Here is a 26,888-nt window from a genome sequence, read left to right on the forward strand (position 1 = left end):
GTTCGGCTCCTGGGTTGAAGGAGCCAAAAGGGAACTCCTGAACCAGGCGATCCTCAACCAAGCCGTTGCGACCGGTGCCTTGCCGTTATCTCACCGCGCGCACCCTCCCGCGCAGCGGGTTAGTTCCTCGGCCCCGGAATGCCATTCGGCTGCACGGCATGCTTTAAGAGGCGTTCGAATTGCCAGTTCAGGCCCATAAGCCCGCGATAATTCAACAGCACGGCGCTCGCCGCGGCCGCTTAAGTCTAACAGGGAGCAAGCGCCGGCGGCGATATTGATGAGATGAGAAACTCGGGCTCAGTGCGTCAGAATCCTATGCAGGACCCCATTTATGTGTCGCTGAAGTGCTTCTACAGCGGCTGACTCGTTGCGCTCAGCGATGGCATCGAGCACCGCCTGGTGCTCCTGCATCGACTTCACCGTGTTTTTAGGACCCACCGCATCAGGATTGAGAAGACGCAGTAGGTACATCTTCTGTGAATTTCGATGGTAATTGACCGTCACCTGCTCGTTGCCAAGCGCCGCGATGAACGCACCGTGGAACTCCGCCTCAAGGTCCTTCACCGGTAGCCGATAGGCCTGCGGATCAGGGTTATTCTGCACGAAAGTGATGATGTCCCTATGTCCGCACTGCATTCTCTTTAGCCATGCTTCATCCGCCGACTCGACGAACCGTCGAAGTCCTTCGCGCTCTAGGATCTCGCGGTACTGAAACGTGCCACCTACGAACTTGACGTCTGGATAGAATATGGTCAGACCCCGTTTCTTGCGAATTTCGATCAGACCTTCGGCTTCTAGTAACGCCGAAACTTCACGCATGCGTGACAGGCCGAGCCCGATGGTCGTGCCCAACTCGTCCTGAGTCAACGTCTGCCCCAAGACCAAGCGACCCTCGATCAGTGCATCGAAAAAACTTGCTAGGGCTAAGGTGTTCCTGCCTCGGGTCATTGCCGCTTCCTTGTCCGACCGCTGCCTTTAGCGATCTTCCCGAATGATGTCACCTTCACCAACCGCGATGTTGACAATGCGCAGACTATCAACTTAACCTACCTCAAATCAGGTAACAAATATATCTGAACGCGCAACGTCGCTATTTCGCAGCGGGCTTATGCTCGCTGTTAAGGAGGAGAGCTATGGAATTTGTTCATCCGCGGAGGATCAACCGCGCTCGCCGTATCTTCATGTCGGTAGCAATGGGCGCATTGTTGGCCGGTACCTCGGGCTTCGCTATTGGTCAGGACCAACCCTATTCCGGCACACAGCTGACTTACTGGGGAGGTTTGATCTTTTCGGAAGAAGCAAATCAGCTCCTTTCCGACACAATCACCCAGTGGGGCGAAGCCAATGGCGTTCAAACCGAAGTTGTGATGATCAACCAGAATGAGACCGTTCAGCGTGTCTCCGCGGCGGTGGAATCCGGCACTATGCCTGATGCCCTCGATCTTAGCCTCGATCTGCTGATGATCATGTCCCGCCAAAATGTCTTCGTTCCGCTGGACGAGCTCTACAATCGTGTAGGAGAAGCTCAAGGCGGCTGGTACGGGTCGATCGACCTGGCGACCGACACAACCGAGGTGGCCGGCGGGCGTACCGGCCTCCCATTTGGCGCCTCGGGTAACTTGCTGCTGCGTCGCACTGATCTGTTGGAGGCTGCGGGTTTTGACTCTGCGCCAGGGACGTGGGAGGAGCTCGTGGCACAGGCAGAGGCGGTTAACGCCCCGCCAGTATCCGGGCTGGGTCTGGCGCTGTCCAATGTTGGCGATGGCAATGTGCAAGTCTCGGTTCTGCAGTCCTATGGTGGACGCATTGCCGATGAAACGGGTGAGAACGTCACCATCAAGTCCGACGAGACTCGCGCCTACCTTACCTGGCTGAAAGATGCATGGGATCGCGGCGTATTTCCACCTGGCAATGCCACTTGGGACGGAGCTGGTGATAACCAGGTCTATCTGTCCGGCCAGGCAGCCTTCATCGCGAACACAGGCTCTGTGGGAATTGCCGCCCGCAACGATGACCCTGAGCTTTACGAGTTTACGGCGTATTCGGCACTGCCTGCGGGTCCGACGGGCACCATCTCGCCCATCACCCCACAGGTGCGCGCCGTTTCGGCGACAAGCGATAATCAAGAAGCAGCAATGGCTCTGTTGGAGCACCTGTCGCAGCCTGAGTTTCTTCAGGAGTACTACAAGCTGGCTATCTATGGTCCAGTTCTTCAGGGACAAGCAGGGTTTGAAGCGTTCAATGGGGAAGACCCCATCCACGCCGGCCTGCTCGACCTTGTTCAAAAGGGTACTGCTCCCGGATATCCAGACGTCTACAACTCTGCCTACGCCGACCTTATGGCGAACTTCATCGTTCCCAAGATGGCTCAACGCGTGGTGATCGATGGCTGGGACTTTGACCGCGCCATGGATGAAGCGCAGGCAGCTGGCCAAGCGATCTACGACAAGTATTGATCCTAACAACCGGGCGGCAAGCGCCGCCTGGTCTCTCCCTGTTGCGAGCATCTCATGACCGACACTCCGGTTTTCCGCCGGCGGCGGCAATGGCTAACGGATAGCCGTCGTACGCACCTTTTTGCCTATGCGCTTGTGGTACCGGTGCTGCTTTTGATCATTGGGCTTGTCGCCTATCCGTTCGGCTTTGCCATCTGGGTATCATTCACCGATCGGGTGATCGGCAGCGTCGGCAATTTCGTCGGGCTCGCCAACTTCGAGTATTTGTCTCGCAGCGCAACATTCGGCGCGGCCGTATCAAACACAATCTTCCTTGTGGTCGTCACCGGCGTTCTCAAGCTCGGCATTGGGCTGGGGCTCGCGTTACTGGTTAATCAGCAGTTGCCCGGACGTGGCTTGTTCCGCTCCTTTCTGATGCTTCCCTGGGCCATGCCCGCCTTTGTTGCCTTTCTCACCTGGCGCGTGCTTTACCAGCCAGTCGGCGGCGGCCTAAATCTTGTGCTGACCCAAACCGGCATCTACCCTCACGTTATCGATTGGCTCGGCCAGCGCCCGACAGCTATGCCGTCTGTGATCTTGGCGTCGGTCTGGCGTGGATTTCCCTTTTGGTTCATCTCGATACTCGCCGCTTTGCAATCGATCCCCAAGGAACTGTATGAGGCGGCCCGAGTCGATGGTGCTAATGCCTGGCAGCGCTTCTGGATGGTTACGGCCCCCGGCATCCGCCAGGTCGTTCTGGTAACGGCCCTCCTTTCCTCCATCTGGACTGCCAACGCGTTTGAGCACGTTTGGCTGCTAACCCAGGGCGGTCCATCAGATGCTACGATGGTCTTCCCAGTGCTGGCCTACTTCGGAATGCAGACGCAACGCATCGGCGAAGCCGCCGCTGTCTCGGTCTCCATGATGCCTGTGCTGCTTGTGCTGCTTATCGCAGTCACGGCAGTGATGCAGAGGGATGACGAGCGATGACAGTCATGAGTTCCGATGGGCCTGTGCGCAGCAAGGGCGGTTCGGTCATGAGCGAACGACAGCGTATGATCCTCGGCCGGCTGCTAAGCTACCTCACGTTGGGCATAGCCGTTCTGCTCATCCTGTTCCCTGTCTACTGGATGGTCATCACCTCGCTCAAACTACCTCGCGAAATCTACCGTGTGCCTTCGCTGTGGCCGAAAGCCTTCACACTCGACAACTACTATACGCTGCTGTTCGACAAGAACTTCCTCCATCCCATATTCAACAGCCTGATCGTTGCCACAACGGTGACTGTGATCTCGGTAATCTTCTCTGCGTTTGCGGCGTATTCGATGGTTCGCTTCCGCTACCGCTTCAAAGGCGTTATCGGCCGACTAATCCTCTTCGCCTATTTGACGCCCGGTTCATTGCTGTTCATCCCCTTGTCCATCCTTATGGCGCAGCTAGGTCTGTCCAATAGCTTGCAAGGGCTGATCCTGGTTGATCTCGCCTTCTCGGTACCGCTAGCGACCTGGCTATTGCAGGGTTATTTCCGAGGTGTACCGCGGGAGCTTGAGGAACAGGGGTTGATTGACGGATTGAGCCGGATGGGTGCCCTTTTTCGTATCGTGCTCCCGTTGTCCGCGCCCGGGATCGCCGCGGTGTCCATATTCGTCTTCACCGGAGCGTGGAATGAGCTGCTGTTTGCTCTAGTGCTGGTGACTTCAGAAAGTCAGCGCACAGCACCACTGGCGCTCAACTACCTCATAACTTCCGATGTGCTCCCCTGGGGACCCTTGATGGCCGGCGCCGTCGTCTCCTCGCTACCTCTAATGATCCTCTATTTCGTTGCCCAACGCTTCATGGTGCAGGGGCTGACGGCAGGCTCCGTCAAGGGCTGAACGTTCTCACTTCTTAAGGACCTTACAATGACTATCCGCATCGCAGTTGGCCAGTTTCATGATCTTACGGACGAACGCCTCCGCTTCGCCGCTCAAATTGGCGCCACGGGCATCCAAATGAACAATCCCAGCTTGCCAGGAGAGACCCGCTGGGAGGAAAAGGACCTTCGGGCCTTGGTTCAAAAGGTGGAAGCGGCAGGGCTGAAGTTCGAAGCGATTGAGAATGTGCCCACGCACTTTTATCACAAGGCTATGCTGGGTCTGGAAGGCCGCGACGAGCAGATTGAGAACTACCGGACCACCATCCGGGCAGTGGCACGGGCCGGCGTGCCAATTCTAGGCTATCACTTCATGCCCAACTCAGTTTGGAGCACAGATCGCAACGCGCCCACCCGCGGAGGCGCCTTGGCCCGCCGGTTCGATATGGCGGTTGTCGACGCAAATTCTACTGACCTTGAAACTCTGCGTTCTTATATGCCGACCACATTGGGACACGCCTTTTCCATGCCGCTCAAGAGCAAGGAAGAGGCCGTGATCACCGAAGAAGAAATGTGGGCCAATTACGAATACTTCATCAAAGCCGTACTCCCAGTTGCAGAGGAAGAGGGCATTCGACTTGCATTGCATCCGGATGATCCTCCGGTGCCGATGTTGGGGGGAGTCGCTCGTCTGTTCTATCGGCAAGAAGGCTTCAAGCGCGCCTACGAGCTGGCCGGAGGAAGCAAGGCCTGGGCCCTTGACCTATGTCTTGGCTGCTGCTCCGAAATGTCGGGCGGCAAGGTCAATGTTACTGAGATGATCGAGTATTTTGGACCAAAGGGTGCCATCGCCTACATCCACTTCCGCGATGTACAGGGGTCCGTTCCCGACTTCACGGAGTGCTTCATAGGCGACGGAAACTTCGACCCTGCTGAGGTAATGGTGCTGCTCGCCAAGAGTGGTTTTGATGGTTTCTTGCTCGATGACCACGTGCCCAAGATGGATGACGACAGCACTTGGAACCATCGCGGGCGCGCTCATGCAATCGGCTACATGCAGGGATTGCTTCGTATGGCAGAGTTCTTACGGGCAGCCTGAAAGGATACTCTATGGCGAACCTCACTATTCGCGACGTCCGCAAATCTTACGGTAGCGTCCCGGTCCTACACGGGGTTTCCATCGAAATACCCGATGGAGAGTTCGTCATTCTTGTTGGACCCTCCGGATGCGGTAAGTCCACGCTGCTGCGCATGATTGCAGGGCTTGAAACCATAACCAGTGGCGAGATCGAGATCGGTGACCGCGTGGTTAATGACCTGCCACCACGAGCGCGGGACATCGCCATGGTGTTCCAAAACTATGCTCTTTATCCGCACAAGAACGTTGCCGAGAACATGGGTTACGCGCTTAAGCTAGCTGGCCGGTCAAAGGAGGAGATTGCGAAACGGGTAAACGCGGCGGCTGACATACTCGATCTGAAGCCGTTGCTCTACCGCCGCCCCTCACAACTGTCTGGTGGCCAGCGTCAACGCGTTGCCATGGGCCGCGCCATCGTGCGAGATCCGAAGGTCTTCCTATTCGACGAGCCCTTGTCAAACCTGGACGCCAAGCTACGCGTCGCTATGCGCTCCGAAATCAAGGAACTGCACCAGCGGCTCAGGACCACCACGGTCTATGTCACTCATGACCAAATCGAAGCCATGACGATGGCCGATCGCATCGTCGTCATGCATTCCGGGGTAGTTGAACAGGTTGGTGCACCACTAGACCTATATGATCGTCCGGCCAACACCTTTGTTGCAGGCTTCCTGGGTTCGCCGGCCATGAATATCCTTCCTGGTCAAATCCGGCGGGAGAACAGCACGGCTATTTTTGACCTTGCTGGAGGCGGCAGTCTGCAGCTGCCGCCAGGGACGGTGGGGGAGGCCGGGCAACCCTTGTTGCTGGGGATACGCCCAGAGCACATTGTTGTCGATCCGACCGGCGACGCCTCCTTCAATGCAGATGTTGTCGTGCTCGAGCCAACGGGCGCTGATACGCTGATCACAACGCGTATCGGTAGTACTGACCTGCTGGTGCTAATTCGCGACCGCATGAACGCAACCGTTGGCAAGCCCCTGCCATTGGCCATCCAACCAGGCCGCCTTCACCTATTCGAGCCGAATACCGGCAGGCGGCTTTGAGGCTATAGAGGTTCGATGGCTAACGGCTTGCGCCATTAGGCCAATTCGGCACCATCACCGCACGTTTCTCCCGGCAGCTATACGGACATGCCGTCCTGAAAGCCGTCACGTAACACCCGGCTCCTTTTGGATTGAGGTTGGCTGCAGCCACTCCTGTGGCGTGATTGATCACTATGGATTGGGGTTTGTCGCCCCCTAAGGTTCTTGCCGGCTTGCGGGCGCCGATCAGTACGTGGTTCGCCCGCCGGAAAGATCGAAAACACTAGCGGTCGTGAAGCTGTTTTCCCGTGAGACCAGCCAGGCAACCATGGCGGCGGCCTCATCCACTTCGAGGAACCGGCCCCGTGGGATGCGGACCAGCATGTACTCAATGAATTCGGGCGTGAGGGTCTCGAGTATGCGGGTCCTGGCGGTGGCCGGTGTGATTGCATTGACGGCTATGTTGTACTTGGCCAGTTCCTTACCGAGCGACTTGGTGAGCCCGATCACTCCTGCCTTGGCGGCGGAATAAGCTGAGAGATTGGGATTGCCCTCCTTCCCAGCGACTGAAGAAATATTGACGATACGGCCATAGTTGTGCGCCTTCATCGATCCGATGAAGACCTTGTTCACATAGAAAGTGCCGTTGAGGTTGATCTCCACAACTCGGCGCCATTCATCCGGATCATAGTCTTCAAGCGCTGCGTTGGTGCCAGCAATACCGGCTGAGTTGACGAGGATGGACACCGGCCCGACCGCCGCCTCGACCTCGGCATGCGCAGCCACAAGGCCGGGCAGGTCGGTGATGTCGACCGCGACGCTGGAGGCGCCCGGGCCTAAGGCTGCAACCGCACTGGCCAGCAGATCGGGATCAAGGTCCCAGAGGCTGACTCTGGCGCCGCTGTTGAGTAGCCGCTTGGCCATAGCGAATCCGAGCCCCTGCGCACCCCCGGTGACAACGGCTGTTTGGTTGGAAAGGTCTATGGTGTTCATCATGGTCTTCCTGTGTCGAACTGTTCGAGAACGGCGCCTGCGCCCCGCAGCAAGCGTGCCATGTTGTCGTGGAGAATGGCCTTGTGCGCCCCGGCTGGGAACGGAGCATGGCGCGTCAGCATGGAAACGGTCTGCCCATAAGTCATGTGGCGAAGGCAGACCGGGTAGTCCGATCCCCAGATGATGCGGTCAGCTCCAAAGGCTGCCAGTACGGGCGCCCATTGGGATTGTGCATCGGGATAAGGAAATTCCTGCGGCGGCAGGGTGATGTTGCCCATGCCTGAATATTTGAGGTGGATATTAGGACAGTCGGCCAGCGAGATGACTGGTGTGCCGGAATGAGCGCCATCGGCGTGGCGGTCGCCCATATGGGCGAGGTGGTGCAGCAGGATGTGCAGCGAGGGTAGCTGGATAGCGAGCGCGCGCACGGCCTCCATCTGGTGGGGAAGCGCCGACATGCTCACAAGCAGTGATCGCTCGGCCGCCAAATGCATGAAGGGCAAGCCCTCTGGCCCGGTCAGCCAACTGCCGTCCTCGCTTGCGTCCAGATATTGGGTGAAGCCAGCAAAGTCCCAGCGACTCAGGGCCTGCTCGAGCCGTTGCACGGCGCCGGGGGTCCGAAAATCAGGCGCCCATCGGCATTCAAGGTCTGGGAACACGAGGAGGCGTCCAGGGTGACGTGCGGAGGCTTCGTAGGCATAGTCCACATTATGCGCATTATCCCCGATCCGGGCACAGATGACCACCGCCCGCTCCACTCCGTTCTGGTCCATCTCGAACAGCAACTGTTCGACGCGGGCGCGGGTCCCCGGATCGGGAACGAGCGACTGGTAGGGCCAGTGCTCCCAAACATGGGTATGGGCGTCGATGATCATGCAACCACTGCGTCTGCTTTGGCCTGACTGACCGCTAACTGGATCTGCGCGGCGGTCACAGCAATCTCGCCGGCGCGAGCAGGCGCGGCGACGGCACGGTGCGGCCCGGTGGGGTAAAGCAGCACTTGGTCCCGGGGCGCCAACACTGGCGGGCGGGCTTGATTCAGGTTCCACGGCGTGTCGGGATCAGGGGAGGGTACCGCTTCGATCAGCGAGCGGGTATAGGGATGGGCAGGATCGTGGATGACCTCTTCGGTGGCGCCAACTTCCATAATCTGGCCGCCATGCAGCACCACGATGGAGTCGGCCACCTGATAGGCCGTAGTCAGGTCGTGGGTGACATAGATCAGCGAAATGCCCCGGCTGCGATTGAGCTCGTAAAGAATCTCGAGAATGGTCGAGCGCAGCGAGGCATCGACCATGGACACGGGTTCGTCTGCCAGAATGATCTGGGGTTCAAGCAGCAGCGCGCGAGCGATCATCACCCGCTGGCGCTGTCCACCCGAAATCTGGTGCGGATATTTTCCCAGCGTCTGTGCCGGATTGAGCCCGACGCTGCGCAGTGTTTTTTCAATCCTGTCGTAAGACTGGTCGCGCGAAGCGGAAAGCCCGAAGGCCTTGAGCGGCGCCAACAGCGGATGATCGATCTTGTAGAAAGGATTAAAGGCGTCGAACGGATCCTGGAAGATGGCCTGGACTTCACGTCGGAACCGCTTTTGTGCCGCCCCGTCCATCCTGGTGAGGGGCTGGCCGTCATAGATCACTTCGCCGCTGGTGGGATGCTGAAAGCCCAGCAGCATGCGCAGCAGCGTGGTCTTGCCACTGCCGCTTTCGCCCACCACTGCCGTGATGGCGGGATGAGCGCCACCTGCAGCCAACGACACATTGGCAAGAGCTTGCTTGCCAGAGAAGGAGACGGAGGCCGCCCGCACTTCAAGGAGCTTGTTCATGGTCACACTCCTTCCTGGAATGCGGCGGGTCGCACCGGCCGTGCCGCGCCGGAACGGAAGGATTTGAGCCGGTCAAAGGAGGGCAGGGAGTTGATTAGCATTCTGGTGTAATCGTGCTGGGGATTGGCGAAGATGTCGCGCACCGAACCCGTTTCAACCAGCTTGCCCTTGTACATCACCCCAAGCCGCGTGACGAAATGGGCCATGAGGGCCATGTCGTGGCCGATCAGAATGACGGCGGCGCCGAGATCCTGCTGGACACGGCCGAGCGTAGCGAGCACCTGCTTTTGCACGATCACGTCAAGGGCGCTCGTGGGCTCGTCGGCCAGGATTAGCGAGGGCCTTAGGGCGATGCCCATGGCGATGCAGACGCGCTGCTTCATGCCCCCCGAGAGCTCATGCGGGTAGCGATGGCGCACCTCGGGCGGCAGCCCCACCTGCGTGAGAAGCTCGCGGATAATTGTGGCCCGCTGCCCCCGGGTGTGGCGCACACCATGATCGTCGAATATGTCGCCCATCTGCTCGCCAATGCGCAGCACGGGGTTGAGTGAGCTCATGGCGCCCTGGGGCACCAGCGAAATCTCGGCAAAGCGCAGGCTGCGATACTCGGCATCCGAAACCTCCGCAAGATCGCGCCCGTTGAGGCGCATCCGGCCCGAACTCACCCGCCCGCCTCGCAGCATGCGCATCAGCGCCAGGATGGTGGTGGACTTGCCCGAGCCGGACTCGCCCACGAGCCCGAAGCGCTCGCCCGGGTTGAGCGAGAAGCTGACATCATCGACGGCACGAAAGACGCCACCCCGGGTGCCATAGTCTATGACCAGCTGGTCGACCTCGACAACGGGCACGCTCATCAATTAGCCCCCAGCCGCTTGTTGACAAAAGAATCCATGCCTGCAGAGGTCAGCATCAGCCCCACAAAGATCGTGGCAATAGTCAGGATAGGCGGCCCCCACCACCACCACATGCCGCGGATGATGGCGCCGTAGAACTGGGCCCAGTAGATGGTCATGCCCAGCGTCAGCTCGTTTTGCGGGCCAAGGCCCAATGCTTCAAGGCCGACCGTAGCGAGCATGGCATTGGATACGGTGATCACGAAGCTGGCGGCGATAAAAGGCAGCAGATTGGGCAGCACCTCGACGAACACGAGCTTGAGCCCGGATGTGCCGTTGAGGCGGGCCACCTGCACATAGCCGCGCTCGCGCAGCGACAGGGTCTGCGCCCTGATGGTGCGCGCGGCCACCATCCAGGACAGGGTGGCAACGATCACCGCCATCAACTCCACTGTCATTTCGCGGACATTGGCCGCTACCAGCACGAGAATGGCGATGCCTGGAATGGTCATCATCACATCGGAGGCAAGACGGATCACCGTGTCCACCCAGCCGCCCGCGAATCCGGCAACCAGCCCTAGAGCTACCCCGACCGAGAGGCTGATCAAACCGGCCGTGATGCCGATGCGCAGCGTTTGGGGCATGGCGAGGATCATCACAGTGAACATGTCGCGACCTTGTCCGTCGGTGCCGAACCAGTGTTCTGGCGTTGGCGGGGAGCGGGGAATGGTTGCGCCGACGCGGCTATTGGCGAAATCAACGAAAAACGGACCCAGCACGGCCAGAAGGCAGATGGTCAGCAACAGCAACAGCCCCAGCAACAGGGTCTTGTTGCGCGCGAGCTCGGCAGCAAAGGAAGAGAAGCGGCCCATGGTCATTTTCCCTTCGCGATGCGCGGATCGATCAGCGGGTAGATCAAATCAAGGATGAACATGGCGATGGCGATCGAAACCGACAGCAGCAGCACGATGCCCTGGACCACGAAGTAATCCTTGGACTGGATGGCCTGGTAGAGCCGGAAGCCAATGCCGGGATAGGAGAAGATGACCTCCACCAGAATGGCCCCCGAAACAATATGACCCAGCGCCATGGCCAGCTTGGTCATCTGCGGCAGCAGGGCATTGCGCATGCCGTAGCGCAGGAAAATGCGCCTTGGCCTGAGTCCCTTGGCGTCGGCCAGCGCGATGTAGTCTTCGCCGAGCACCGATACCATCATGCCGCGCATGCCGATGGCCCAGGCGCCGATCTCGGCGATGATGATCGACAGGAGCGGCAGGGTGGCGTGCCAAGCAATGGCGCGGATGGTTTCCAGATTGAAGCCCGCGCTCATGCCGAACGGCATGCCCCCACCGGCCGGGAAAATCCTGAACACCACCGCAAAAAAGTAAAGCAGGATCATGCCAATCAGGAAGTAAGGGACGGAGGACAGCAGCAGCACGCCCGAGCCGAAGCTCTTGAGGAGCCGGGGACTGCGCGGCCAGCCCATCAGGCCGCCCAGCAAGGTCCCGACCGTGAAGCTGACCAGTGTCGCAAAGCCCAATAGACCCAGCGTCCAGGGCAGTCCGGCCAGAATGGCGTCTCCCACCCGTTCGGGGTAGTTGGTCAGCGAAAAGCCCAGGTCGAGGCTAAACACCGACTGCCAATAGGCCAGGTACTGCGTGACGATGGACTGATCGAGCCCGAACCGGGCGCGGTAGGAGGCGACCATCGCGCCCACATCGCCCATGGCACCGCCGCCCGAGGCCATCAGCTGGTTGAGCTGGTTCTCGATCGGATCGCCCGGCATCAGGCGCGGCAGAGCGAAATTGATCGACACCGCCAGAAACACCACCAGCAGCATGATGCCAAACCGGCGCGCGACATAATCCCAATAGTTCGCTGTCATCGCGTCCGCCTATGCCCGCATGGCTTCTAACAGGTCTTCGGTAAGGCCAAGCCCGAAACCGGGCGCGTCATTGGGCACGAGGCGGCCATTCTCCGGCACGGCCATCCCGGGAAACACCAGCGTTTCCTTGAGCGGCACGCCGGCACCGGCGCCCACGAAATACTCTCCCCAGCGCACATTCGCATTGGCAAAGCTGAAATGCTGGCCATAGGGGGTATTCATGCCGGCATGTAGCATCACTTCGATGCCGGACGCTTCGGCCAAGTGATTGATGCGCTGGCAGGCGGTGAAGCCGCCGACCCAGCAGATGTCGGGCTGGAAAATGTCGGCCAGCCCCCGCTTGGCAGCGTGGGCAAACGGAAACTGGGTGTACCAGTGCTCGCCGGTGGCCAGCGACATGAAGGGCACGCGGCGGCGCAAGGTTTCATGGGCATCGAGGTTGTCGGGGTTGAGGCAATCCTCGATCCAGCGCAGGCCCAGGGGGCGCAGGCGTTCGGCCAGGCGAACGGCGAATTCCACGTCGAAAGCCATCCAGCAGTCGAGCATCAGTTCCACGTCGGGCCCGATCAGCTCGCGGGTCCTTGCCACCAGGTCCTCGTTCTTGGAGATCGCGTCCAGGCCGTCGAACAAACCGTAGGGGCAGGCCAGCTTAGTGGCGGCAAAGCCAAGCTCCATGTGCCATTCGGTGTCGTTGCCCGTCGCATAGCAGAACTGGTTCTCCCGGGCTGGTCCTCCCGCCAGTTCATAAACCGGCGTGTTGAGCAGCTTGCCCTTGAGGTCCCACAGCGCCAGATCAACCGCGCTGATGGCATAGGATGTCAGCCCCCCCGAGCCATAGGGCATGGACATGCGCATCATCATGTCCCAGACACGGTCGGTGGCCATGGCGTTCTCGCCGACAAGCAGGGGCGCGAAGTGCTCGTTGATGAGGCTGATCACGGGCTGGCCGTTACGGGTGACGCCAAAGCCGGTGGTGCCGTCATCGGCCGTGACCAGACAGCCCACCGGGCCGTCATAGCGCCAGGTGGAGCGCAGTCTCTTGAAGCGTTCATAGCCCGACATCGGCCCTGCGACTTCCGCCCCGGCCGTCCAAGGCGGACGCTTGGGGGGGGTCCTTTCGGTACCCAGATCGCCTTTGTAGAGGGCTCCTACCATCTCGCTGCGGATTGCAAAGGCTTGGATCTTCTGGATTTTAGCCATCAAGGATTACCCTCGGAGTGTTCGAATGCTGGAAGAAGGAGGAGGCGGCACTCCGCCCCCTTGATGGCCTCAGGGCTGGGTGGGAGTCAGGTTGTGAACCACAAGGGCAAAGCCTTCCCAGGGCAGATAGGGTGCCACATAGGGGTTTTCGGCATTGGGATAGCCGGTCCAGTAGGTGGAGTTGAACACTAGGGTGTGGAATTCCTCGGCCAAGGAAATCTCCGGCAGGTCGCGGGCAAAGATCGCCGTCGCCTGCTTGACCAGTTCCACATAGTCCGCATTGTCCGGCGAAGGCTGCATCTGCTCCATCTGGTCGAGAAGGGCGTCCAGTTCGGGATTGGCGTAGCGCGTCGGAGCCCGCAGGTTCGTAGAGCTTTCGCCCGGGGCGGCGGCGTATTTGGAGTGGAAGTGCTCCAGCGTCTGCCAGGGATCGTAAAGGCTGCCGCAATGGGGGCCGATATTCATCTGGAAATTGCCAGCCACCATGGCGTCGGTCAGGGCCGTGCCCTGCTGCACCGACAGCAGGGAATCAAAGCCGGCCGTCTGCAACTGCTGGGACAGCACCGGGCCGATCGGATCGCCCTGGGCGACCTGCAGCTCGATCTGCAAGGGACTGCCATCCGCATTGGCCCATTTGCCGTTGGCATTCCGGGTGAAGCCGGCGCCTTCCATCAGCCCGGCCACCTTCTCGGGGCTGTGCGAGTTCAAATCGGCGACGCCGGGCACCTCGGTGAGCTGATCCACATAATCGACCAGGCCCTGATAGGACGACATCGGCAACACGGCTTCGGCAACGGACCCTTCATAGGCCAGGTTCACCACCTGGCTGCGATCCACGGCGGCATTGATGGCCTGGCGCAGGGCTACGTTGTCGAAGGGCGCCTGCTGGGTGTTGAAGCGGATGGCGAAGGTGCAGCCATCGGGGGCCCCCCAGACCGGGCCTTGCGCATTCCATGACACCAGGCCCGGGTTCTGGAAGCGGATGGCTTCGAACTGCCCGGGCTGGATGGAGCGGCCCATATCGATCTGATTGCCGGCAAACAGCTGCGGCATCGCTTCCTGGGTCGCTGGAACATAAACCATGCGCTGCACCTGTGGCACGGCCTTGGCGACGCCCGCATCAACAGCCCACCAGCTGTCGCGCAGATCATAGATCACCGAACTCGCATCGGCCTTGACCAGCTTGAATGGCCCGGTGCCCACCGGCCAGCCCTTTTCGAGGTCGAGATTGTTAAAGGTCATGGGATCCTGACCTTCCCAGATATGCTTGGGCACCACGACAAAGCGCGTCGACTGGCCCGTGGCAAGGAAATCGGCCGCCCAGCGCGGGCCGGCCTTGTTCAGGGTCACCTTGACGGTCAGGGGATCAACGACCCCGGCCGACTTCACCCATTCGGCAATAGCCGAGGAGAACATCAGGTCCGGCGCGGCGCCCTTTAACATGTCGAAGGTGAAGGCGACGTCCTCGGCATCCAAGGCTTCACCATCGCTCCATTTGACTCCGTCGCGCAGCTTGATGGTGATTTCGGTGAAATCGTCGTTGTAGGTGTAGCCCTCGGCCTGCCAAGGGATCAGCTCGTTGGTGTTGTGGTTGGTATAGAACAGCGCTTCGTTAACGGTGTAATGCAGGCTGTTGCGCTGGTGCAGCAGCACGCCGGCATAGGGATTGAAATTGTCAGGCGCGGGGACCTGATTGTGGAAATCCCAGCCTTGGCTGATCAATGTGCGGTTCCGCGGCACATCCGGAAGGGATTGTGCGGTGGCAAGGCTGGTGCCCATCATCAGCCCGGCGAGCGCGCTGGCGCCCGCAAGCCGGAACAACTGCCGTCTCAGGTTTGGTTTGGTGCTCATAGTTTCCTCCCAGTTGGTGCATCGGGTTTGCCCTTTGCGTTTGCAGTCTGACCTTTGGTCCGTTGGCCTCAGGCCGTCAGATGAAAGACTTGTTCGATCGGTTCGCGCTTTGGCCTGTCCCCATCCATGTCGAGGACATCGGCCATGAACTCTCGCCACCGCAGGATCACTGGATCAGTCGGCGCCGCGGGGTCCGGCACATGCCGTCGCAAAATATGGCCAAAGACCTGCCTGCTTGGTTCATGCAGGAAGATGTCGTAGTGGACGATGCCGGAGGCCCTGAGAGCCGCCAGCATCTCGGGCCAGATCTCGTTATGGCGCCGGCGATACTCGGCAATCCGCCCGGGGCGGATGGTGAGGATGAACACCTCGCTGTGCAGGCCTGCCCAATTAGTCATTTAGTGCCGCCCGATGCGATCTGAACGGCCGCGCCGTTCGCCTGGCTGGATGCGAGCATCGCTGCAATTGTGGCGGTGGTTCGGGCCCCGATTTCTCCTGGCGACAGGTTCTGCCCGTGCCCCAAGGCGAGGTCGACCAGAGCGTCCACCGGCCCCTTGCAGTTGTAGACCCAGGCACCCGGAGCGATAGCCACCACCTCGTTGCGTCCGTCATGGCGGCGGATTTCGCAGAAATCCCGGTCAAGCTCGGCCACCATGATACCTTCGGAGCCGGTCAGGAAAAAGCGCATGAGGCCGCGATTGCCCTGGGGCATGGCGGCGGCGCCCGAGATCGCAACAACGGCGCCGTTGCTGAGACGGAGGGTGGCCGAATCGGCTAGGTCGACCCCCTCGTGCAGGAGGCTGTTGGCCGAAACGGACACCGGATGGAGCCCTGTTAGGAAAAACAGCAAGGCCAGGGAATGGGACAACTGTCCAAAGGCAAAGCCACCGCCGCGCGAAGGGTCCTGCCAGGTGGACCGGTCCGGCTGGAAAAACGAGGTCTGCCAGCTTTGGAGGCCCTGGTCACCGGCAAACACATCCCGCGTGGCGGAGATGAAGCTCGTCATGACGTGTTCGATACGGCCGATCGCGCCATCGGCTACGCGCTGCCGCAGGCCGTCGATTTGATCGAGATAGTTGTAGCCGTTGGCCAGGAGGAGGTGCCGATCACGAGCGCGGGCGATGCGCACCAGTTCCCAAGCTTGGTCCGGATCAAGGGTCATCGGCTTTTCGCACAGCACATGGGCGCCTCCTTCGAGCGCTGCCCGGGCGTGCTCAAAGTGTAGGTCATGGGGCGATGCGACAACCACAATGTCGGGTTTGCGGGCGAGCACCGGACCGGCAGCTTCAGATCCGAAGCGGAAGCCGAAATGGGCGCGTACGCGCTCGAGCTCGCTCGCTCCAAGCCTGCACACTCCGTCCAGCTCGACCTCGGCGCGCCTGGCAAGTGCGGGAATATGGTTGTGCGCGGCATACCAGCCAGCGCCGATCACAGAGGCACGTAGACATTGGTCGCTAATCTCTCACTCCTCCCTTGTGTTAGCGCTGTCCATTAGCGCGCCAATCTGAAAGCTGCTGTGTTCTTTGATTCGCGAAAGGACTAATGCAGCGGTTGCTCAAGCAGCCGCCCTCGGGTAAAAGGCTGCAGGCCAGCGGTTGGATAGCGCTGTCCACAACCTAGAGTTACCATCATGGTCGATCACCCGTCAAGCGATGCCGAAGCAGCTCATGCTGAAGTTGAACTCTCCACGGTCCGGCTGCAGGAAGTGGCCGAAGCGGCTGGCGTATCGACCATAACGGTCTCACGCTGCATCAACAATCCAGCCCGGGTTTCTGAAAAAACTCGTGAGCACGTACTCAAGATTGCCAACCGCATGGGCTATATCCCTAACCGGCTGGCATCTAGCTTAGCTTCGGCCCGCTCCATGGTCATCGGCGTTGTCGTGCCCACTATTGCCAACCCCATTCACGGCATGGTGTTACAGGGCGCGGCCGATATCCTGGAGCCGGCGGGCTACCAGGTCTTGTTGGGCAATTCGCATTTTTCCAAGCAAAGCGAGTTCGAGCTGGTACGCACTTTTCTGGGGCATCGTGTCGACGGCATCTTGCTGACCGGACGCGACCACTTGGAGGAATGCCTCGACTTGCTGGCTCGCTCCCGCACCCCGATGGTCGAGATGTTCGACTACAATCCCGAACCATCTGACATGGCTGTAGGCTCTTCCAATTTCGATGCTGGTGCCTCGCTCGGTCAATACCTGATCGCGCGCGGACGTCGCCAATTCGCTTATGTCGGCCATACCGGGCTGGACGACAGCCGCATGATCGCGCGCTTGCAGGGGCTGATCAAGGTTTGCGAAGCGGCGGGGCTGGCGCCGCCGCGGCACTACGAGATTTCGAGCGACCCCGGCACTGGCACCGGAGGTGAAGTGGTCGGCACCATCCTGCGTGATGTGCCGGAGATTGATGCGGTGGTCTTTGCCGGTCACCAGGTGGCAGTGGGCGCGATCCGCTATTCGGTGGATGTGGGGATTGCCGTGCCGCAGCGCCTCGCCATTGCGGGTTTTGGCGATTCCCCGATTGCCAAGTGGATAACACCATCACTGACTACGGTGCGATTTCCGGTGCGGGAAAACGGTATCGAGGCGGGCAAGTTAATGCTGTGGCGACTGCAGGGCAAGCAGTGCAAGCAGCGCTCGATCCGGCTAGGATTTGAGATTCTAGGTCGCGACAGTGCCTGATAACTCTCGGTACGCGAGCCCTGTAGACTCTGCCTCCGCCGCATAGAACGCGCCAGAATGCCTCTGGCTAGAAGCTATGCGGGCAGCGGCTGCCCGCAGCTTCGTCAGCTGTCGGCTGCGCGCCCCCATCTTGGTCACTGAGGCCTTTGCGGTTCATGCCCGAAACCTGCCGTAGCATAACCCATAGGAGTATGCTCAGCCTCGACCCGGCTGATGTTCCTGCGTCAAGATCAGTGAATGTCTATCCGGTCCCCGACACTTTGTGGGAAGATAATCTTTTTGTTTCGCAATCTAGCTTATTGGGGGAGGCGCCATTTAGCTGCAGTACGAACTGCCACGTTTTTGCCTGCCCCGTCAAATAGGATGCGATGTATAAGCGTAAGGGGTGTGCAAGAAATAAACACTCTGCCGACGTGCTTAGAGGTCATTTCGTAGAATATCTTCAGCCGCATCAGCGAGAACCTGACAGCCTAGGACCAAGTCGTCGTCTTCGGTGTTTTCTGTCCAGTGATGGCTGATACCGCCGATGCTAGGGACGAACAGCATACCTGCGCGCATTTTCCTGGCCACGAGCTGGGCGTCGTGACTCGCGCCGCTAGGCATTTTCACATGGCCTCCAGGGCAATGCTGCTGGGCCGCCCGTTCGATTGCGCTTTGGAAGGCCGCATCCATGCGGCCCGGCTGCCCCTTGGCAATGCGTTCCAGCGAAATCTCGCATCCGCTTGCCATTCTAGTCTCCTCTACCAGTTGCTCCAGTCGGTCATGCATGCGCTGAAGCACGGCTTCGTCCTCATCGCGAATCTGGAAAAGCACCTCGGCCCGGCCCGGAATAATGCTTGGCGCTCCCGGCTCAAGCGTCATCCGGCCGGTAGTCCAGACCGACCGCTCGCCGCAGATCTCCGGAAATCGGTCATCGATCAGCACGGCGAGCCGCGCTGCGGCGAGCCCCGCATCGCGCCTTATGGCCATGCGGGTGGTGCCAGCATGGTTCTGGATGCCAGAAATAACGACACGGTATTGCCAGATCGCTACGATGCTGGTGACGACGCCTATGCGCTTGCCAATAGACTCCAGATAGTCGCCCTGTTCGATGTGTGCTTCGACATAGCCGACATGGCGGGTAGGGTCGGCGAAGGTACGCGGAGTTCCGGAAAGGCCAGCCTTCCTGAGGGCCTCGCGTAATGGCTGGCCGGTATAGGCATTGATCGCAGCGTCGAGCTCCGCATCATCGAGGTCACCGACATAAGAGCGACTGCCGAGCAGGGCAATGAAGTGGCTTTCTTCATCCGCCCAGGCCACCGGGGCGATGGGTAAGTCCTGACAATCATTGGTCTCGGCGAAAGTCCGCGCCACTTCGAGACCATAAATCACTCCCATAGCGCCATCCAGCCAGCCGGCATGGTTCTGCGACTCGGCATGTGAGCCGATGAGGAGCGAGCGTCTCGATGTGCGGGGGTAACCGAAGACATTGCCGACGCCATCGATATGTGCGTCAAGGCCGAGCATCTTATACTGCTGGATCAGCCAGTGCCTGCTGGCCATGTCGTCCTCGCCATAGGTGGGACGATGCACCCCGGTCTTGTACCGCCCGAACTCGGCAAACTGCCGCAGTGTGGAAAGAAGGCGGTCGGCATTGATCTTGGGCATGTGGAACTCTGGGAAGGAGAAGCAGATGGGCTGGTCACCGATAGGCGGTGACCATGATTTCAACCGTGAGGTCCGGATCGGCGAGCGCGGCCTCGACACAGGCGCGCACGGGCTTACCGCTGGTCGGTACCCATTCGTCCCAGATCGTGTTGAATGCGTCGAAGGTGGAAATGTCGGTTAGCCAGACCTGGGCGGAGACGAGCCGGGCTTTGTCGGTGCCGGCTAAGGCGAGATGCTCGTCGATCCGTTGAAGTATCTCGCGTGTTTGTTCCTGGACAGTAGCGCCGCGCATCTTGACGGCGGTGAGGCCCGCAAGGAAAACGAAGGGTCCCGCTTCGACTGCAAGGCTCATTCGCTGGTTTTCATTGTGTCGCTTGATGGTACTGCTCATTGGATTGGGTTCGCCTCTAGGTAGTTGGAGACCTCATCAATGCCCACTACGTCGGCATAGCGCAGGTCGATGTCGGTGAGATTTACGTTATGAGCGATGGGCGAGCGGTCACCCACCGCCTCCCGCACTACGACTACGTTCAGGTTCAGGTTATGGGCGCTCTCCGCCGTGGCCCGTACACATCCACTCGTACTGCAGCCGGTGATAATAAGGGTGTCGATGGACCGGCCTACGAGATAGCTGTCGAAAGGAGTTCCCCAGAAGGCTGAGGCCCGCGGCTTGACAATCAGCGGCTCTTCTGCGCGGCGCTCCAGCCGGGGATCAAGCGCCACCATGTCGCTGCCGGCATCGAGCGAACCGCGCGCTCCCAAGTGTAGCATCTTGCGACCGTAAGGACCCTGAACGTCGGCCTTCTCAAAAGCCATGGTCGTGAAGAAGATCGGATGCCCGGTCATTCGCGCCACCTGCAGCAGCTGGATCGTGTGGTCAAGAACAGGTTCGAGGTCGGCGGAACCCTGTGGCGACGATGGGTCCAGCCAAGACTTGGCCATGTCGATCACCACCACGGCCGCCCGCTTTCCAAAACCAACTCGACCGCCAAAGCCGCTCCCAAGATAAAGCTCCCTCACCTCTTCATACATTCTTGTTTCCGTTCTGAATACAGGATTGATTTTCTAATACAGGACATACTAGGGTCGTTTTCGCTGCTGTCAAGGAAGCGATAATCGCCCCTTGGGAACGAAGTCGCGTGCAGGAAGGGAAGTGTTGTGCTGGATTTGGTGATTGAAAACGGCGTGGTGGTTACAGCAGCGGGAGCTTCCCCTGCCGATGTCGGCATCAAAGATGGCCGGATTGTCCAGCTTGGCGGAGATATGGGCGACGCCGAACGCATCATCGACGCGCAAGGCAATTATGTCATTCCCGGCGGGGTCGACGTGCATACCCACCTTGATGCGCCGGGCAATGGCCACAGCTCTGCCGACGACTTCTTATCGGGCACCATCGCGGCCGCCTGCGGCGGCACTACGACCATAGTCGACTTCTGCCAGCAGGCACGAGGGCAGAGCCTGCACGAGGCGCTTGATGTGTGGCACGCCAAGGCTCGCGATAAGGCCGTGATCGACTATGGCTTTCACATCATCGTCGTCGATTTCACGCCTGGTGTGGAAGCGGAACTCATCGAGCTGCCGGACGAAGGCGTCAGCAGCTTTAAACTGTTCCTCGCCTACAAGGGCGCCCAGATGGTCGACGACCGGACCGTGGTGCGCACCCTGCATCAGGCCAGGAGATCCGGCGCGTTGGTGATGGTTCATGCCGAAAACGGCGATGCCGCCGATTTCCTGGTAGAACAGAACCTCGCAGCGGGGAACACAGCTCCCATATATCATGCGCTGAGCCGCCCGCCGCTGGTAGAGGCCGAAGCTACCAACCGGGCGATCGTGCTGGCGGAACTTGCCGGTGCGCCGATCTATATTGTGCACCTGACCACGCGCGGATCGCTCGATGCGGTGATCGCCGGGCGACTGCGGGGCGTCGACGTCTCGGCGGAGACCTGCACGCACTATCTCTATTCCACGCAAGACGACCTTGGGCGGGAAAATTTCGAGGGAGCCAAATGGGTCTTCACACCACCTGCCCGTACTGTGGACGATCAGGCTCTGCTCTGGGACGCTTTGGCGTTCGGCACCCTCCAGGCGGTCTCTTCAGATCATGGCAGTTGGTCGTTCGGCGAGCACCGGCAGCGCGGTCGCAACAACTTTGCCGAGATCCCCAACGGCGCGGTAGGCATCGAAGAGCGCATGATGATGGTCTACCAGGCCGTTAACCAGGGGCGGTTCAGCGTTAGTCGCTTTGTCGACCTGGTATCGACTACACCCGCGAGGCTGTTCGGGCTCTACCCGCAGAAGGGCTCCATTGCGGTGGGCAGCGATGCCGATCTGGTTATCTGGGATCCAGAGGCGAAAACGACTATCACCCAATCCATGCTGCATCACGGCGGCGACTACTCGCTCTATGAAGGTCAGAAGGTTCGAGGCCTGCCGACTACTGTCGTGTCGCGTGGCGAGGTGATTGTGGAGGATCGCGTCTTTGTTGGTATGGCAGGGCGTGGTCGCTTCATCAAGCGCAAGCGCTTCGATCGCGGCCGACTTTAGCCCGTCATCCGCCGGGAAAGTCTGGCGGCACATTCGCTGCGATGGCGCGGTGGATCTGGCCAACTGTCCGCCGCATTTCCCGAACCACTTCTTCCTCCCGTGGCAGCAGTGTGCCCACAAGTGAAGAGACGTTGAACAGATAGATCACCCGACCCGTCCTGTCGAAAATCGGCAGGGCTACCGCCATCAGACCTTCGGTGAATTCGCCCACCGAGCGCGCATGGCCTCGGCGCCGGGTGGCGCCGATTTCAGCACGCAGTTGCTGTGCGTCGGTCAACGAGCTCTCAGTATAAGCTACCGGCTGCCATTCCTGCATCCAACGGTCAATCCGCTCAGGCGTCTGCCACGCCAAGTAGGCGCGCATCTGTGCGGAGGCATTACGCGGAAAGCGATGGCCAACCGGGAACGAGACTTCCATGATGTGGTGGGCGTTGAAACGATCGATCACCACGAAGGAATCGTCCGACAGCGGCTCGGACAGTACGCACGGCAGGGCGATGCGCTCGACCAGCGCCGCCAGCTGCTGGCGAATGACGTTGATGGCGGGCGAGTTTAGCAGCGAAGAGGCGTCACTGAGAATGCCGGCCTGCAGCCGGTACATCTTGGTTTCCTCGTCGAAACTCAGCCATTCGAAATGCGTCAGCGTCTTCAACAAAGAATGGCAGTGGCTGCGCGATATCCCAAGCGTGCTAGAAATTTCGGCGAGGTTCGCAGCCCTGGGCGCCTTACGATTGATGAAGGAAATAATCGCAATCCCGTTCTCGAGCGCCGGCACAATGCCGGGAGCGGTCTTGGCATTGACGTAGTCATTGCCGGCGCTGAGCAGCCAATGATCGCCCTCGTAGAGCAGCTTAGCGTTCGACGTTGGCTCGTCAGGACGCGAGGAGGGGGTATCAGTTGTTGGGTCGAGTTTAGCCTGTCGCCGCTTTGTCATGCCGGTCTCCGTCCGGTTTGATCTAGGACGTCCTGTCGGGGACTGTCCATGGGGCACCCCTGAAACGCGGCAGTTTTAAAATACTGCTTGACGGAGGTGAATACCAATGTACCATCCTATATAGCATACAGTTGTTCTGTATGCAGTACAATGGCGCGGGCGGCAAGGATCGAGACGTCCGGCTCTGTGAAAGGGGATAACAGTGTTCGACAAGTGGCTTGATCTCGAAGAGCAATTTAATCGCGGCGTGATTTCGCGCAGGCAGTTGCTCGCCAACGCGGTAAAATTTGGCATGACGACCACCGCTGCCTACGCCTTCGTCGGCGCCGTTTCTCATCCGCGCGGTGTGCTGGCCAACGAAGTCGTAGGCGCCCGTGCCGCCAGCGGCGAAACGCTGAACGCCGTGATGATCACCATCCAACGCGCAGGAGACCTTGGCCCAGTCGATGCAATGATCAGCGGACTCAACCGCGGCGCCAGCGAACTCAACTACAACGTCCGTGTGGTGGAAGCTCTGCAGGGCGAATATCAGGGAGCTTTGGAGGCATCAGCGGCCGAGAATCCCGATCTCATCCTCGGTCTCTTCCCACCTATGGCCGATCCGCTGGAGCGCGCCGCCAAGCAGTTCCCCGACGTATATTTCGCTAACTTAGTGGGCATTGTCCCCGAGGGCACGCCCAATCTGAAGTCGGTCTGGCACAAGGGTCAGGAAGGCACCTATCTCGCGGGCGCGCTCGCAGGCATGATCTCTACTGAGCAGTTACTGGGTGTGGAGAGCGACACGCTCGGCGTAGTTCTTGCCGTGGAGAATGGCGAGCAGCATGGCTACCTCGCCGGCTATCAGCAAGGCTTCAAGGCCACCAATGCGAATGGTCAGGTTATCTTCAACGTTATTGGCGGCAACGCCCCCTTCGAAGATCCGGTCAAGGCGGCGCAACTAGCGGCCGTTCTGCGGGAACGCGGGGCAGGCATTATCGGAACCAGCGGCGGCAAGAGCCAACATGGCGTGCTGAGCGCCGCCGGACGCAGCGGCTACCTAGCCTTGGGCATGGACAACGATCAGTGCCCGCAATATCCGGATACCTGCATTGCCTCTACCCTGGTCCATCTCGACCAGTGGGTCTACGACGTCATGAACCAGGTGCGCACCAGCAGCTTCACCCCCGGTCACAATCAGGTGGGCCTCGTCGAAGGTGCGATCGATATCTGTCCCTTCGCCGATGCCGATCACAAGCTGGGCTCACAGCTGCCAAAGGTCATTGTCGATACCATCGCTAATATGCGCGAGCAGATCCTCTCGGGCGAAATTAAGGTGTCTGAGACGCCCGAACTTTGATGTCATGGTGGTCCGGCGCCAGGTGCCGGGCCACTCCGCGGGAGAGGTGCGAGAACTGGGCATGATCCAACCTATCATCGAATTGATCGGGGTAACCAAGCGCTTCGGCAGCTTCGTTGCGAATGACGCCATCGATCTGAGGATAAATGAAGGTGAAATTCACGCCATAGTAGGCGAGAACGGTGCCGGCAAGTCGACGTTGATGAAGACCCTGGCAGGCCTTCATGTGCCGGAAGAGGGGCGAGTGCTACTGCGAGGGCAGGATGTCGAGCTGCGCAATCCCGAGATCGCGATGAGCAAGGGCATCGCTATGGTGCATCAGCATTTTTCTTTGATTGATGCACTCGATGTAGCTGAGAATGTTGTGATCTCCGATCCTCCGCGCCGTTTCGGCGTACTCAGGCGCAAGGTGGCCGTTGCCCGCGTGGTGGAATTAAGCCGCACCTATGGTCTCGACGTTGATCCAAAAAGGCGAGTTGCCGAGTGCCGAGTTGGTGTTCAGCAGCGGGTGGAAATCCTCAAGGCGCTCTACCGCAGTCCGGAAGTGCTAATTCTCGACGAGCCCACAGCAGTGCTCACGCCCCAAGAGACGCAGGCGCTGATCGACAATCTCCGCGGACTGCGCGAGAAGGGCAAAACCATCATCTTCATTACCCACAAGCTCAAGGAAGTCATGGCCGTTGCCGATCGGGTGACCGTGATGCGAGCGGGCAGTGTTGTGCTGAACGTACCGGTGGCCGAAACCAATTCCAGCGCACTGGCCAACGCTATGGTTGGCAGGTCTATTTCGGTGGAGGCGCGAGCGAAGACTGGCCAGCTCGGTGCGGAACTGGCTCGGCTCGAAGAGGTTTGTCGGGACGGCACAAGCGGCAGCGTAGGCCTTGATCACGTGTCGTTGACGCTGCGGCGTGGCGAGGTCGTCGGCATTGCGGGGGTCGAAGGCAATGGCCAATCCGAATTGATAGAGGTTATCACTGGCATGCATATGCCGGCGGCCGGGCGGGTGATCCTGCAGGGTGAGGACGTCACCAGCCGCGCTAGTCCATTATTCATGCGACAGCGCGGCATTGCCCATATTCCCGAGGATCGGATCGCCACCGGGCTCGCCACCACGGCAACGCTGCTCGACAACCTGATTACCGGCGCTCATGGCGTCAAACCGATAGCGCGCGGTCCCTGGATTGATCAGGCGAGCGCGCGTGCCCATGCGCAGCGGCTGGTGCGCGAATTCGACGTGCGTCCCGGCAATATTGCTGCCGATGCGGGCAGCTTGTCGGGTGGCAATATGCAGAAGGCCATTATCGCGCGCGAACTGGAAGGTGACCCCCAGATTATCGTCGCGGCGCATCCAACGCGCGGCGTTGATATCGGCGCAGCCGAATTCGTCTATAGCCAGCTTCTAGCACGGCGCGAGAGAGCCTGCGTGCTGCTGGTTTCTTCGGACCTCGATGAAATTCTGCGGCTGTCCGACCGAATACTGGTGATGTACCGCGGCGCGGTGATTGCCGAATCCGATGCGGACAGTCTGACTACCGAGCAACTTGGCCTGCTCATGGCAGGCATTCGCAGGGAGCCGCAGTGCGTGGCTGACGCGCAGGGAGCAGCACTATGAGTATGGGATCGACAACGGGAGCCGCGCTCGCGCAGAGGCGCGGTTCTACTGGCTTTTTCCGCGTCTGGCATACCTTGCAGATGCCGCTGCTGGCAACGCTTGCCGGGCTGCTGCTCACCTCGGCCTTGCTGCTCGTCATCCAGGTAAATCCGCTCGACGTCTATGCCGCTCTGCTGCGCGGCGCGCTGGGCAGTGTATTCGGCATATCCTCGACCCTGCGCTGGGCCACGCCGCTGATCCTCGCTGGCGTCGCCGTGACCATCGGTTTCAAAGCTGGGCTGTTCAATGCAGGCCTTTCTGGCCAGATTTACCTCGGCGGGCTGGTGGGTTCAATCATCGGCTTTGCAGTCGTGCTGCCCGCCGGCCTTCATCCGGCTGTGGCCATCATCGGTGGCGGCCTTGCCGGCGCCATCTGGGCTCTCATCCCGGCTCTGCTACTGCGGTATTTCGGTGCCAGCGAAATTGTAACCTCGCTGATGCTTTGGTACGTGGCGATCGGGATTTCCGATTTCCTCGTGCGCCAGTTCTTCCGCGATCCGACATCCGCTGCTTTCCTTATGTCGGTCAAGGTCGCTCCGGACGCGGTGCTGCCCTCCTTTTTTCCGGTCGGCAACGTCTCGGTCATGCTGTTCGTGTCGGCCGGAGTGGCGCTCCTGGCCTGGTATCTCATGGCTCGCTCCAAGATTGGCTACGAAGTACGAATGACGGGCGCTAACCCCCGCTTTGCCTTCTATGCCGGTCTGCCCACGGCGCGCCGGCTGGTCCTCGCATTCTGCGCCAGCGGTTTCGTCGCCGGCATGATCGGCGCCGCCGAGAGCATCGGCATCAACCAGCGCTTCGTCTCGCAATTCGATCCCGGCTTCGGCTTTGATGGTTTCCTCGTTGCGCTGCTTGCCAATGGCAGCATCGCCGGCTGCATTCCAGCTGGCTTTTTCCTGGGCATTCTCAAGGCCGGGAGCATGGAAATCGAGCGAACGCTGGGTGTGTCAAAAAGCATCATCTGGATTCTCCAAGGTTCGATCATCCTCTTTGTGTCGGCCTATCGCTTGCGCGACCGGATCAACGCGCTTTTCGCCCACCTCACCCGTCGCTGAGTCA

The 26,888-nt window shown here is 60.0% G+C and carries 25 protein-coding genes; 10 read left to right on the forward strand and 15 right to left on the reverse strand.

What is annotated here, in order from left to right; translation table 11 throughout:
• Positions 1-297: 297 nt before the first annotated feature.
• Positions 298-948, reverse strand: coding sequence for a GntR family transcriptional regulator (locus DDE77_RS17985; protein WP_108398867.1), 651 nt, complete (start codon positions 946-948; stop codon positions 298-300).
• 185 nt (positions 949-1,133) lie between these two features.
• Here DDE77_RS17985 and DDE77_RS17990 point away from each other — a divergent pair, with 185 nt between their 5' ends.
• The 5 genes from DDE77_RS17990 to DDE77_RS18010 are packed head-to-tail and all read left to right on the forward strand — an operon-like array spanning position 1,134 to position 6,471.
• Complete coding sequence (locus tag DDE77_RS17990) at positions 1,134-2,456, forward strand: ABC transporter substrate-binding protein (RefSeq protein WP_108398868.1); 1,323 nt, start codon at positions 1,134-1,136, stop codon at positions 2,454-2,456.
• 54 nt (positions 2,457-2,510) lie between these two features.
• Positions 2,511-3,425 carry a carbohydrate ABC transporter permease gene (locus DDE77_RS17995; protein ID WP_108398869.1) on the forward strand — a complete coding sequence of 305 codons (915 nt, stop codon included), beginning with the start codon at positions 2,511-2,513 and terminating at the stop codon, positions 3,423-3,425.
• Positions 3,422-4,309 (forward strand): carbohydrate ABC transporter permease, encoded by an 888-nt coding sequence (locus DDE77_RS18000; RefSeq protein WP_108398870.1) that lies wholly within the window; start codon positions 3,422-3,424, stop codon positions 4,307-4,309. The genes DDE77_RS17995 and DDE77_RS18000 overlap by 4 nt, the downstream gene beginning before the upstream one ends.
• Before the next feature lie 27 nt (positions 4,310-4,336).
• Entirely contained in the window at positions 4,337-5,386 is a 1,050-nt protein-coding gene (locus DDE77_RS18005; protein ID WP_108398871.1) for a mannonate dehydratase, read from the forward strand.
• Positions 5,387-5,397: 11 nt separating this feature from the next.
• Entirely contained in the window at positions 5,398-6,471 is a 1,074-nt protein-coding gene (locus DDE77_RS18010) for an ABC transporter ATP-binding protein (protein ID WP_108398872.1), read from the forward strand.
• Between the two features lie 225 nt (positions 6,472-6,696).
• Here the strand turns inward: DDE77_RS18010 and DDE77_RS18015 are convergent, their stop codons facing one another.
• The 10 genes from DDE77_RS18015 to DDE77_RS18060 form a co-directional block, all read right to left on the reverse strand.
• Entirely contained in the window at positions 6,697-7,443 is a 747-nt protein-coding gene (locus tag DDE77_RS18015) for an SDR family NAD(P)-dependent oxidoreductase (RefSeq protein ID WP_108398873.1), read from the reverse strand.
• Positions 7,443-8,318 carry an amidohydrolase family protein gene (locus DDE77_RS18020; RefSeq protein WP_108398874.1) on the reverse strand — a complete coding sequence of 292 codons (876 nt, stop codon included), beginning with the start codon at positions 8,316-8,318 and terminating at the stop codon, positions 7,443-7,445. Before DDE77_RS18020 ends, DDE77_RS18015 begins: the two co-directional genes overlap by 1 nt.
• Positions 8,315-9,268, reverse strand: a complete 954-nt coding sequence (locus tag DDE77_RS18025) for an ABC transporter ATP-binding protein (RefSeq protein WP_108398875.1) — start codon at positions 9,266-9,268, stop codon at positions 8,315-8,317. The genes DDE77_RS18020 and DDE77_RS18025 overlap by 4 nt, the downstream gene beginning before the upstream one ends.
• 2 nt (positions 9,269-9,270) lie before the next feature.
• The gene (locus DDE77_RS18030) at positions 9,271-10,122 is read right to left on the reverse strand and encodes an ABC transporter ATP-binding protein (protein WP_108398876.1); all 852 of its coding nucleotides are present in this window, start codon (positions 10,120-10,122) and stop codon (positions 9,271-9,273) included.
• Positions 10,122-10,973, reverse strand: a complete 852-nt coding sequence (locus DDE77_RS18035) for an ABC transporter permease (RefSeq protein WP_157959938.1) — start codon at positions 10,971-10,973, stop codon at positions 10,122-10,124. The genes DDE77_RS18030 and DDE77_RS18035 overlap by 1 nt, the downstream gene beginning before the upstream one ends.
• Before the next feature lie 2 nt (positions 10,974-10,975).
• Positions 10,976-11,986: an ABC transporter permease gene (locus DDE77_RS18040; protein WP_108398878.1), complete on the reverse strand. Its 1,011-nt coding sequence runs from the start codon at positions 11,984-11,986 to the stop codon at positions 10,976-10,978.
• Positions 11,987-11,995: 9 nt separating this feature from the next.
• Positions 11,996-13,186, reverse strand: coding sequence for an enolase C-terminal domain-like protein (locus DDE77_RS18045; RefSeq protein WP_108398879.1), 1,191 nt, complete (start codon positions 13,184-13,186; stop codon positions 11,996-11,998).
• Positions 13,187-13,255: 69 nt separating this feature from the next.
• Entirely contained in the window at positions 13,256-15,037 is a 1,782-nt protein-coding gene (locus tag DDE77_RS18050) for an ABC transporter substrate-binding protein (protein ID WP_108398880.1), read from the reverse strand.
• 68 nt (positions 15,038-15,105) lie between these two features.
• Positions 15,106-15,435, reverse strand: coding sequence for an L-rhamnose mutarotase (locus tag DDE77_RS18055; protein WP_108398881.1), 330 nt, complete (start codon positions 15,433-15,435; stop codon positions 15,106-15,108).
• Positions 15,432-16,469: a Gfo/Idh/MocA family protein gene (locus tag DDE77_RS18060; protein ID WP_157959939.1), complete on the reverse strand. Its 1,038-nt coding sequence runs from the start codon at positions 16,467-16,469 to the stop codon at positions 15,432-15,434. Before DDE77_RS18060 ends, DDE77_RS18055 begins: the two co-directional genes overlap by 4 nt.
• A gap of 198 nt (positions 16,470-16,667) precedes the next feature.
• On the opposite strand from DDE77_RS18060, the gene DDE77_RS18065 reads away from it, so the two are divergent.
• Complete coding sequence (locus DDE77_RS18065) at positions 16,668-17,717, forward strand: LacI family DNA-binding transcriptional regulator (RefSeq protein WP_108398883.1); 1,050 nt, start codon at positions 16,668-16,670, stop codon at positions 17,715-17,717.
• A 417-nt stretch (positions 17,718-18,134) separates the two neighbouring features.
• Here DDE77_RS18065 and DDE77_RS18070 read toward each other — a convergent pair whose 3' ends face one another.
• Genes DDE77_RS18070 through DDE77_RS18080 form a run of 3 tightly spaced genes read right to left on the reverse strand, consistent with a single transcriptional unit; the run spans position 18,135 to position 20,396 of the window.
• Positions 18,135-19,364: a Zn-dependent hydrolase gene (locus DDE77_RS18070; RefSeq protein ID WP_108398884.1), complete on the reverse strand. Its 1,230-nt coding sequence runs from the start codon at positions 19,362-19,364 to the stop codon at positions 18,135-18,137.
• Between the two features lie 34 nt (positions 19,365-19,398).
• Entirely contained in the window at positions 19,399-19,755 is a 357-nt protein-coding gene (locus DDE77_RS18075) for a RidA family protein (protein WP_108398885.1), read from the reverse strand.
• Positions 19,752-20,396, reverse strand: coding sequence for an isochorismatase family protein (locus tag DDE77_RS18080; protein WP_108398886.1), 645 nt, complete (start codon positions 20,394-20,396; stop codon positions 19,752-19,754). Before DDE77_RS18080 ends, DDE77_RS18075 begins: the two co-directional genes overlap by 4 nt.
• 126 nt (positions 20,397-20,522) lie before the next feature.
• Here DDE77_RS18080 and hydA point away from each other — a divergent pair, with 126 nt between their 5' ends.
• Positions 20,523-21,908, forward strand: a complete 1,386-nt coding sequence (gene hydA, locus DDE77_RS18085) for a dihydropyrimidinase (RefSeq protein WP_245895381.1) — start codon at positions 20,523-20,525, stop codon at positions 21,906-21,908.
• Between the two features lie 4 nt (positions 21,909-21,912).
• Here the strand turns inward: hydA and DDE77_RS18090 are convergent, their stop codons facing one another.
• The gene (locus DDE77_RS18090) at positions 21,913-22,842 is read right to left on the reverse strand and encodes an IclR family transcriptional regulator (protein WP_108398887.1); all 930 of its coding nucleotides are present in this window, start codon (positions 22,840-22,842) and stop codon (positions 21,913-21,915) included.
• 202 nt (positions 22,843-23,044) lie between these two features.
• Here DDE77_RS18090 and DDE77_RS18095 point away from each other — a divergent pair, with 202 nt between their 5' ends.
• From DDE77_RS18095 to DDE77_RS18105, 3 genes are all read left to right on the forward strand, one after another.
• Positions 23,045-24,178, forward strand: a complete 1,134-nt coding sequence (locus DDE77_RS18095; RefSeq protein WP_108398888.1) for a BMP family ABC transporter substrate-binding protein — start codon at positions 23,045-23,047, stop codon at positions 24,176-24,178.
• A gap of 61 nt (positions 24,179-24,239) precedes the next feature.
• Positions 24,240-25,790 carry an ABC transporter ATP-binding protein gene (locus tag DDE77_RS18100; RefSeq protein WP_210204431.1) on the forward strand — a complete coding sequence of 517 codons (1,551 nt, stop codon included), beginning with the start codon at positions 24,240-24,242 and terminating at the stop codon, positions 25,788-25,790.
• The gene (locus tag DDE77_RS18105) at positions 25,787-26,884 is read left to right on the forward strand and encodes an ABC transporter permease (protein WP_108398889.1); all 1,098 of its coding nucleotides are present in this window, start codon (positions 25,787-25,789) and stop codon (positions 26,882-26,884) included. The genes DDE77_RS18100 and DDE77_RS18105 overlap by 4 nt, the downstream gene beginning before the upstream one ends.
• Positions 26,885-26,888 lie beyond the last annotated feature (4 nt).

This window comes from Devosia submarina (genome assembly GCF_003056345.1).
Taxonomy (GTDB): domain Bacteria; phylum Pseudomonadota; class Alphaproteobacteria; order Rhizobiales; family Devosiaceae; genus Devosia; species Devosia submarina.

Excerpts from the sequence above, each read along its gene's own strand:
- DDE77_RS18005 (WP_108398871.1), top strand. The coding sequence starts at position 4,337 with ATGACTATCCGCATCGCAGTTGGCCAGTTTCATGATCTTACGGACGAA.
- DDE77_RS17990 (WP_108398868.1), top strand. The coding sequence starts at position 1,134 with ATGGAATTTGTTCATCCGCGGAGGATCAACCGCGCTCGCCGTATCTTC.
- DDE77_RS18065 (WP_108398883.1), top strand. The coding sequence starts at position 16,668 with ATGGTCGATCACCCGTCAAGCGATGCCGAAGCAGCTCATGCTGAAGTT.
- DDE77_RS18015 (WP_108398873.1), bottom strand. The coding sequence starts at position 7,443 with ATGAACACCATAGACCTTTCCAACCAAACAGCCGTTGTCACCGGGGGT.
- DDE77_RS18050 (WP_108398880.1), bottom strand. The coding sequence starts at position 15,037 with ATGAGCACCAAACCAAACCTGAGACGGCAGTTGTTCCGGCTTGCGGGC.
- DDE77_RS18000 (WP_108398870.1), top strand. The coding sequence starts at position 3,422 with ATGACAGTCATGAGTTCCGATGGGCCTGTGCGCAGCAAGGGCGGTTCG.
- DDE77_RS18080 (WP_108398886.1), bottom strand. The coding sequence starts at position 20,396 with ATGTATGAAGAGGTGAGGGAGCTTTATCTTGGGAGCGGCTTTGGCGGT.
- DDE77_RS18010 (WP_108398872.1), top strand. The coding sequence starts at position 5,398 with ATGGCGAACCTCACTATTCGCGACGTCCGCAAATCTTACGGTAGCGTC.
- DDE77_RS17985 (WP_108398867.1), bottom strand. The coding sequence starts at position 948 with ATGACCCGAGGCAGGAACACCTTAGCCCTAGCAAGTTTTTTCGATGCA.
- DDE77_RS18090 (WP_108398887.1), bottom strand. The coding sequence starts at position 22,842 with ATGACAAAGCGGCGACAGGCTAAACTCGACCCAACAACTGATACCCCC.
- DDE77_RS17995 (WP_108398869.1), top strand. The coding sequence starts at position 2,511 with ATGACCGACACTCCGGTTTTCCGCCGGCGGCGGCAATGGCTAACGGAT.
- DDE77_RS18105 (WP_108398889.1), top strand. The coding sequence starts at position 25,787 with ATGAGTATGGGATCGACAACGGGAGCCGCGCTCGCGCAGAGGCGCGGT.
- DDE77_RS18045 (WP_108398879.1), bottom strand. The coding sequence starts at position 13,186 with ATGGCTAAAATCCAGAAGATCCAAGCCTTTGCAATCCGCAGCGAGATG.
- DDE77_RS18020 (WP_108398874.1), bottom strand. The coding sequence starts at position 8,318 with ATGATCATCGACGCCCATACCCATGTTTGGGAGCACTGGCCCTACCAG.
- DDE77_RS18100 (WP_210204431.1), top strand. The coding sequence starts at position 24,240 with ATGATCCAACCTATCATCGAATTGATCGGGGTAACCAAGCGCTTCGGC.
- DDE77_RS18025 (WP_108398875.1), bottom strand. The coding sequence starts at position 9,268 with ATGAACAAGCTCCTTGAAGTGCGGGCGGCCTCCGTCTCCTTCTCTGGC.
- DDE77_RS18070 (WP_108398884.1), bottom strand. The coding sequence starts at position 19,364 with ATGCCCAAGATCAATGCCGACCGCCTTCTTTCCACACTGCGGCAGTTT.
- DDE77_RS18030 (WP_108398876.1), bottom strand. The coding sequence starts at position 10,122 with ATGAGCGTGCCCGTTGTCGAGGTCGACCAGCTGGTCATAGACTATGGC.
- DDE77_RS18035 (WP_157959938.1), bottom strand. The coding sequence starts at position 10,973 with ATGGGCCGCTTCTCTTCCTTTGCTGCCGAGCTCGCGCGCAACAAGACC.
- DDE77_RS18040 (WP_108398878.1), bottom strand. The coding sequence starts at position 11,986 with ATGACAGCGAACTATTGGGATTATGTCGCGCGCCGGTTTGGCATCATG.
- DDE77_RS18075 (WP_108398885.1), bottom strand. The coding sequence starts at position 19,755 with ATGAGCAGTACCATCAAGCGACACAATGAAAACCAGCGAATGAGCCTT.
- DDE77_RS18055 (WP_108398881.1), bottom strand. The coding sequence starts at position 15,435 with ATGACTAATTGGGCAGGCCTGCACAGCGAGGTGTTCATCCTCACCATC.